Raw genomic sequence first — 6,630 nt, forward strand, 5'->3', positions numbered from 1 at the left:
CGCTTCCGTCCAGGGCAGCGCCGCTGTGACCTTTGTCATGAATGGTACGCCCGGTGTCGTGAAGGGTGTGCCCGGCGGCCGCCGAGCCGGGGAGCCTCCCCTCCCACCACGGGGCCGGACGAAACGGGACGATCACGAGCGAAGCACGTCCCGGACCCTTGGACGCCGCCGGAGCCGGATCGGTTCGCCGGCGCCGCCGTTTCCGGCCGCCCCTGGCCGACACCTAAAATTCACATAAAGATGATCTTGTAGACCCTGCTAGGTTGTCCGATGATCACCCCCAGAGCCTCAAGAATGGAGGGTCCTATGCGGCGATTCGCTGCCATAGCCCTGTCCGCCGGCACCCTGATGGCCGGCATGGCCGTCGTCGGCACCCCCGCCGAAGCGGCCGCGAAGTGGGCGCCGTACAACTCGTACGGAAATGTCAGCGCGTGGGGCACCTACAGCCGCAGCGGCGGCACCACCTACGTGAAGGGCTACCTCCGCGACGGAGGGAAGAACGGCTGGACCGCCTGCGTGCGATTCCTGTTCACCGAGGGCAACAAGCGGTACTGGTCGCGCCACAAGATCATCGGCACGACCTCCAGCGGCGCGAAGTACCACTACGACGGCAAGGCCACCGTCAGCATCAGCACGAGGTCGAGCTACAGCAGCCACCTTTGGGTACAGGAGTGCGGCCGCAACAAGAAGACCGGCAAGTACTACTACGGCAAGGGCAGAAAGCTCTTCTGAGCCGCTTCTTCATGATGACGGCGAAGGTCCCGTTCGGCCCGGCGGGACCTTTCGCATTCAGCCGTTCTTCGCCTGCTTTTCGTCTTCCTTGACGAGCGAAGGCCTGACGGCGGCGGAATCCTCGGGCGCCTTTTCGGAGACCGTCTCGGCGGGAGCCGCCGCGGGCCCGGCGGCTTCCTCGACGGGCTCAGCGTCCGCGTCCTGGGCCGCCGGCGCCTCCCCCTTGGTCAGGGAAGGCTTGGCCATGCCGACCCCGGACGGCGCGTCTGCGGACTCTTCCTGACGGCCGGACTCATCGGCCTCGTCTTCGTCGTCCACGTCCATCAGCACGCCGACCACCGAGCGGATCTTGTGCTCGGGGACCGCCCCCACCCGCAGCAGCCGCGGCACGGAGCCGGTCAGGTCCACGATCGTCGACGGGTCGGCGTGCCCGGACCGGCCGCCGTCCAGATACACCGCGACCGAGTCGCCGAGCATCTTCTCGGCCTCCCCGGCGTCGCGGGCCGCGGCCTGCCCGCTGAGGTTCGCGCTGCTCACGGCCAGCGGGCCCGTCTCCTTCAGCAGCTCCACCGCCAGCTCGTGCATCGGCATCCGCACCGCGACGGTCCCCTTGGTCTCGCCGAGGTCCCACAGGAGGTTCGGGTTGGCTCGGCACACCAGCGTCAGCGCCCCCGGCCAGAACTCGTCGATGAGGTCCTGCCCGTAGGTGCCGAGATCCTCCACCAGCGCCGTCGCGGCCCGCACCGACCCGACGAGGACCGGCGGGGGCATCTCCCGGCCGCGTCCCTTGGCGTCCAGCAGCGCCGTCACGGCGGGCGGGGTGAACGCGTCCGCGCCGACGCCGTACACCGTGTCGGTCGGCAAAACGATCAGTTCCCCGCGCCGGACCGCCGACGCGGCCTCGGCGATCCCGCGGGTGCGCTCCATCGGATCGGAGCAGTCATAACGTCGGCTCACGGTCGGCTCGTCTTTCCGTCTGCGTTGGCGCTGGTCCCGAATGGCACCGCCAAGGATACGGCCTACTCGGAGACCAGGCGGGCGGTGACGAAGCGGTCCCGGTTGGTCAGGTCGCGGCGGTTGCGGACGTCCCGCCAGCCGTGCTCCTCCGCGAAGATCCAGTAGACGCCGTTGCCCTGCAGGTCACTGTGCTCGACCGCCGCGTACCCGCCGGGGCGCAGCAGCCGACGCGCGGTGCGCTCGACGACGCGGACCTCGTCCAGGCCGTCGTCTCCGCCGCCCCACAGCGCGTCCGCGGGATCGTGGTCGCGGACGTCGCGCGGCACGTACTCCCACTCGCTCATCGGAATGTACGGGGGGTTGCTGACGACCAGGTCGACGGTCCCGTCCAGCTCCTTGAGCGCGGTGGCGAAGTCGCCCAGGTGCAGCCGGACGCGTCCCCGCTCGTCCAGCTCCTCGATGTTGCGGGTGGCGTGCACGAACGCGGTGGGGTCCTTCTCCACGGCGTGGACGCGCGAGCGCGGCGCCTCCAGCGCGATCGACAGCGCGATCGCCGCCGAACCGGTACCGAGGTCGACGACGAGGGGGTCGCGGACGTCCATGTCCCGCAGGGTCTCCAGCGCCCAGCCGGCCATCACCTCGGTCTCCGGGCGCGGGACGAACACGCCGGGCCCGACCTTCAGCTCCAGATAGCGGAAGAACGCGCGGCCGGTGATGTGCTGCAGCGGCTCCCCCGCCTCGCGGCGCGCGACGAACTCCCAGAACCGGGCGTCGAACGCGCTGTCGGGGACGCCGTGCAGCTCCGAGCGCCGCACCCCGTGCACGGCCGCCGCCAGCTCCTCGGCGTCCGCGCGGGGCGAGGCGGCGCCCGCGTCCGCGAGCCGCGCGGTCGCCCTGGCGATCTCGTCGAGCAGCAGATTCATGCTCCTGCCCTTCGAGGGGGGACGACCCCCCACACACACCCCGGGTTCGCTGCGCTCATGATCCTTGTGCTTCGGCCAGCCGGCGTTCCATGTCGGCGTCGACGAGCGCCTGCGTGACGTTGTGGAGGTCGCCGTCCAGCACCTGGTCGAGGTTGTAGGCCTTGTAGCCGACCCGGTGGTCGGAGATCCGGTTCTCCGGATAGTTGTAGGTGCGCACCCGCTCGGACCGGTCCACCGTCCGGACCTGGCTCTTGCGCTCGGCCGCCGCGGCCGCGTCGGCCTCCTCCTGCGCCATCGCCAGCAGCCGCGACCGCAGGATGCGCAGCGCCTGCTCCTTGTTCTGCAGCTGGCTCTTCTCGTTCTGGCACGAGACGACGACGCCGCTCGGCGTGTGCGTGATGCGGACCGCCGAGTCCGTGGTGTTGACGCTCTGCCCGCCCGGACCGGAGGACCGGTACACGTCGATGCGCAGGTCGTTCGGGTCGATCTGGACCTCGACGTCCTCGGCCTCGGGCGTCACCAGCACGCCGACGGCGCTGGTGTGGATGCGCCCCTGCGACTCGGTGGCGGGGACGCGCTGCACCCGGTGCACGCCGCCCTCGTACTTGAGCCGCGTCCACACGCCCTCGTCCGGGGTGCCCTTGGCCTTCACCGCGACGGTGACGTCCTTGTACCCGCCGAGGTCGGACAGGTGGGAGTCGATGACCTCGGTCTTCCAGCCGACGCGCTCGGCGTACCGCAGGTACATCCGCAGGAGGTCGCCGGCGAACAGCGCGGACTCCTCGCCTCCCTCGCCCGCCTTCACCTCCAGGATGACGTCCTTGGCGTCGTTGGGGTCGCGCGGCACGAGGAGCCGCCGCAGCCGCTCCTCCAGGTCTTCCCGCCGCCTGTCCAGGTCGCCGGCCTCGGTGGCGAACGCCTCGTCCTCACCGGCCAGCTCGCGCGCGGCGGCGAGGTCGTCCAGCGTCGACGCCAGTTCCCGGTGCGTCTCGACGATCGGCCGCAGTTCCGCGTAGCGCTTGCCCAGCTTGCGCGCCAGGTTCTGATCGGCATGGACGGACGGGTCGGCGAGCCGTTCCTCGATGCCCGCGTATTCGGTGATCAGATCGTCGAGATTCACGCTGTGTCCTGGCCCGTCCCGGCCCCGGGACCCGCCACCGACGACGGCGGCGGCCTCCGGAAACCGACTCCGAACGGCCCGGGGACCTCACGAGGTCTACCCGGGCCGTCCCTGGTCGCTGTGTGCGGCTCCCGCGCTACTTGCCGGCCTTCTTCTTGCCGAAGCGCTGCTCGAAGCGCGCGACCCGGCCGCCGGTGTCGAGGATCTTCTGCTTGCCCGTGTAGAACGGGTGGCAGTTCGAGCACACGTCCGCGTGGATCACGCCGTTCTCGGCGGTGCTGCGGGTCTCGAAGGAGTTGCCGCACGTGCACGTCACGGTCGTGACGACGTAGTTCGGGTGAATGTCGGGCTTCATGGTTCCCCTCGCTTCTGGCGGTCGCCGGGCGCCTCCGGGTCACATGGCCGATCGAACCCGACAGGGCCATGAGTGATACAGGAGGCGTGAACCGGTACCGCAGCGGTTGCGCGAACCGTCCTCATTCTGGTCGGGGTCGGCGCTGCCGGGACGCCGGGACGCCTCGATGAGAACGACTCGCTCCAAGTGTGCCAGATACCTGAACGTGGCGAGGTCACCGGGCATTCCCGATCTTGACCGGGACGTCCCCGTCCGGGCGCGCGGCAGGCGGCCGGCCGATGCCGCGGCCCGGGTCAGCCGGTGTCGCGGCCCAGGTAGGCCAGGACCGCCATGACCCGGCGGTGCCCGCCGTGCGCGGACGCCTGCAGGCCCAGCTTCATGAAGATGTTGGAGATGTGCTTCTCCACGGCGCCCTCGGTGACGACGAGGTCCGCCGCGATGGCGGCGTTCGCCCGTCCCTGCGCCATCAGCGCCAGCACCTCCCGCTCGCGCGGGGTCAGTGCCTCCAGCGGGTCGCCGTTGCGGCGGCGGCCCAGCAGCTGGCCGATCACCTCCGGGTCGATGACCGTCCCGCCCTCGGCGATGCGGCGGACCGCGTCGATGAAGTCGGCGACGTCCGCCACCCGCTCCTTCAGCAGGTAGCCGACCCCCTCGGCGCCGCCGCCGATCAGGTCGGTCGCGTACCGCTCCTCCACGTACTGCGACAGGACGAGGATCGGCGTGCCCGGCCTGCGCTCCCGGACGGCGAGGGCGGCGCGCAGGCCCTCGTCGGTGAACGACGGAGGCATCCGGACGTCCACGATCGCGAGGTCGGGTTCGTGCTCGTCGACGATGCCGAGCAGCCCCGGACCGTCCCCCACCGTCGCCACCGTGTCGATCCCGGCGTCGTCGAGCAGCCGGACGAGCCCTTCGCGCAACAGCACCGAATCCTCGGCGATCACTACCCTCATCCACCCATTATCGGGCCCGCGGCCACCCTCCCGGGTCGCCGCGGGCCGCTCGCCCACCAGGTGCAAGGGCGCGCTACCAGGTGCAGGGCAGGTCGGCGCGGACGATCGTGGGGCCGCCGGGCGGGCTGTCCACGATGAGCATGCCGTCGATCGTGGCCGCCCGGTCGGCCAGGCCGGCGAGACCGCCGTTCGGCCGCGCCTCCGCGCCGCCGACGCCGTTGTCGGTCACCTCGACGACGACCCACCGGTCCTCGCGCACCACCCGGACGGTCGCGCGGGTCGCGCGGGCGTACTTGGCGATGTTGGCCAGCGACTCGGCCACGATGAAGTACGCGATGCTCTCGACCGCCGCCGGGGGGCGCTCCGGCAGGTCGACCTCCACTTCGACGGGCACCGGGGCGCGGCCCGCCAGCCCCGACAACGCCGGGTCCAGGCCGCGGTCGGTGAGGATCGCCGGGTAGATCCCGCGGGCCAGGTCGCGCAGCTCGGAGATCGCCTCCTTGGTGCCCGAGTGGGCCTGCTCGATCAGCGCCCGCGCGCCCTCGGGGTCGTCGTCGAGCTTGGCGCGGGCGCGTCCGATGTCCATCGCGACCGACAGCAGCCGCTGCTGCGCGCCGTCGTGCAGGTCGCGCTCGATGCGGCGGCGCTCGAACTCGGCCGCGTCCACGCCGCGGGCGCGGCTGGCCCGCAGGTGCTCCGTGCGCCTGCGCAGCTCGACGTTCTCGGCCTGCGACGCGCTGGGGCCGAGCAGCAGCCGCGCCCAGGCGGAATGCCCGATCGCCATCACCCGTGTCACGTACATCGCCAGGACGAGCGCGACCAGCCCGAGGACCGAGACCGGCAGCGCCTCCACCGGGTTGCCGGCCCAGTACGAGACGAAGCCGGCACCGATCTCGGCGCCCCCGTCCACCGCGACGATGACCGGCATGGCCAGCAGCATCCCCGTCGCGGCCCAGACCGACACCGACACGACGAACTCCACCATCGTGATGGGGAACAGCAGGGCGAGGTAGAGCAGGTCCTTCCAGGTGGCGGGGTCGGCCGCCATCCCCTTCAGCTTCTTCAGCGGATTGCGGCCCTCGGGGAGCCGCCGGTACGGGCTCGGGACGCGCACGCCGAACGCCGCCCGGACGAGCTGCCGCTCCAGGATCGCGGCGAACCGCCACGCGATCATCATCAGCGCCAGCATCGGCAGGCCGACCCAGATGATCAGCAGCGCGAGCGACAGGGTGAGCCCGACGGCCAGTCCCATGAAGCAGCCGAGCCCGAGCGCCAGGCTCGCGGACAGGTAGATCGCCGAACGCCAGGTGAGCGACGACTTCGCCATGGCGAGCGGCGTCCACGGGCTGTTCGCGACGGTCGCCGCCGTCTCCCCGCCCACCTGCATCACCGTGGCCCACCGCTCGCGCGCCCACCGCGCGGCGGCCCCGCTCGCGGTCGCACCCCCACCGCCGGTATTCCTGCTCAGCTCGCCCACGTCGTCCCTCCGTGCCCGTTCCAACCTATGACCCAAGCCTGCCGACCGGGAGCCAGGGCGGCCATGACGTCCACCGCCGGATCGGGGGTGGGGCTAACCCGAGTATCCGGTGGGGG

At 71.4% G+C, this 6,630-nt stretch carries 7 protein-coding genes; 1 reads left to right on the top strand and 6 read right to left on the bottom strand.

The window, feature by feature from the left end; all coding sequences use genetic code 11:
- Positions 1 to 306: 306 nt before the first annotated feature.
- Positions 307 to 732, top strand: a complete 426-nt coding sequence (locus E1281_RS14460; RefSeq protein ID WP_131878305.1) for a hypothetical protein — start codon at positions 307 to 309, stop codon at positions 730 to 732.
- Between the two features lie 57 nt (positions 733 to 789).
- Here the strand turns inward: E1281_RS14460 and E1281_RS14465 are convergent, their stop codons facing one another.
- The 6 genes from E1281_RS14465 to E1281_RS14490 form a co-directional block, all read right to left on the bottom strand.
- Positions 790 to 1,689, bottom strand: a complete 900-nt coding sequence (locus E1281_RS14465; protein WP_131878307.1) for an L-threonylcarbamoyladenylate synthase — start codon at positions 1,687 to 1,689, stop codon at positions 790 to 792.
- Positions 1,690 to 1,751: 62 nt separating this feature from the next.
- Positions 1,752 to 2,612 (bottom strand): peptide chain release factor N(5)-glutamine methyltransferase, encoded by an 861-nt coding sequence (prmC, locus tag E1281_RS14470; protein WP_131878309.1) that lies wholly within the window; start codon positions 2,610 to 2,612, stop codon positions 1,752 to 1,754.
- Positions 2,613 to 2,667: 55 nt separating this feature from the next.
- Positions 2,668 to 3,732: a peptide chain release factor 1 gene (gene prfA, locus E1281_RS14475; protein ID WP_131878311.1), complete on the bottom strand. Its 1,065-nt coding sequence runs from the start codon at positions 3,730 to 3,732 to the stop codon at positions 2,668 to 2,670.
- Between the two features lie 136 nt (positions 3,733 to 3,868).
- Positions 3,869 to 4,087 carry a 50S ribosomal protein L31 gene (gene rpmE, locus E1281_RS14480; RefSeq protein ID WP_131878313.1) on the bottom strand — a complete coding sequence of 73 codons (219 nt, stop codon included), beginning with the start codon at positions 4,085 to 4,087 and terminating at the stop codon, positions 3,869 to 3,871.
- A 293-nt stretch (positions 4,088 to 4,380) separates the two neighbouring features.
- Complete coding sequence (locus tag E1281_RS14485; protein ID WP_131878315.1) at positions 4,381 to 5,037, bottom strand: response regulator transcription factor; 657 nt, start codon at positions 5,035 to 5,037, stop codon at positions 4,381 to 4,383.
- A gap of 73 nt (positions 5,038 to 5,110) precedes the next feature.
- The gene (locus E1281_RS14490; RefSeq protein ID WP_243716951.1) at positions 5,111 to 6,514 is read right to left on the bottom strand and encodes a sensor domain-containing protein; all 1,404 of its coding nucleotides are present in this window, start codon (positions 6,512 to 6,514) and stop codon (positions 5,111 to 5,113) included.
- Positions 6,515 to 6,630 lie beyond the last annotated feature (116 nt).

The sequence above is a fragment of the Actinomadura sp. KC345 genome (assembly GCF_004348515.1).
In the GTDB taxonomy this organism is placed as follows: domain Bacteria; phylum Actinomycetota; class Actinomycetes; order Streptosporangiales; family Streptosporangiaceae; genus Spirillospora.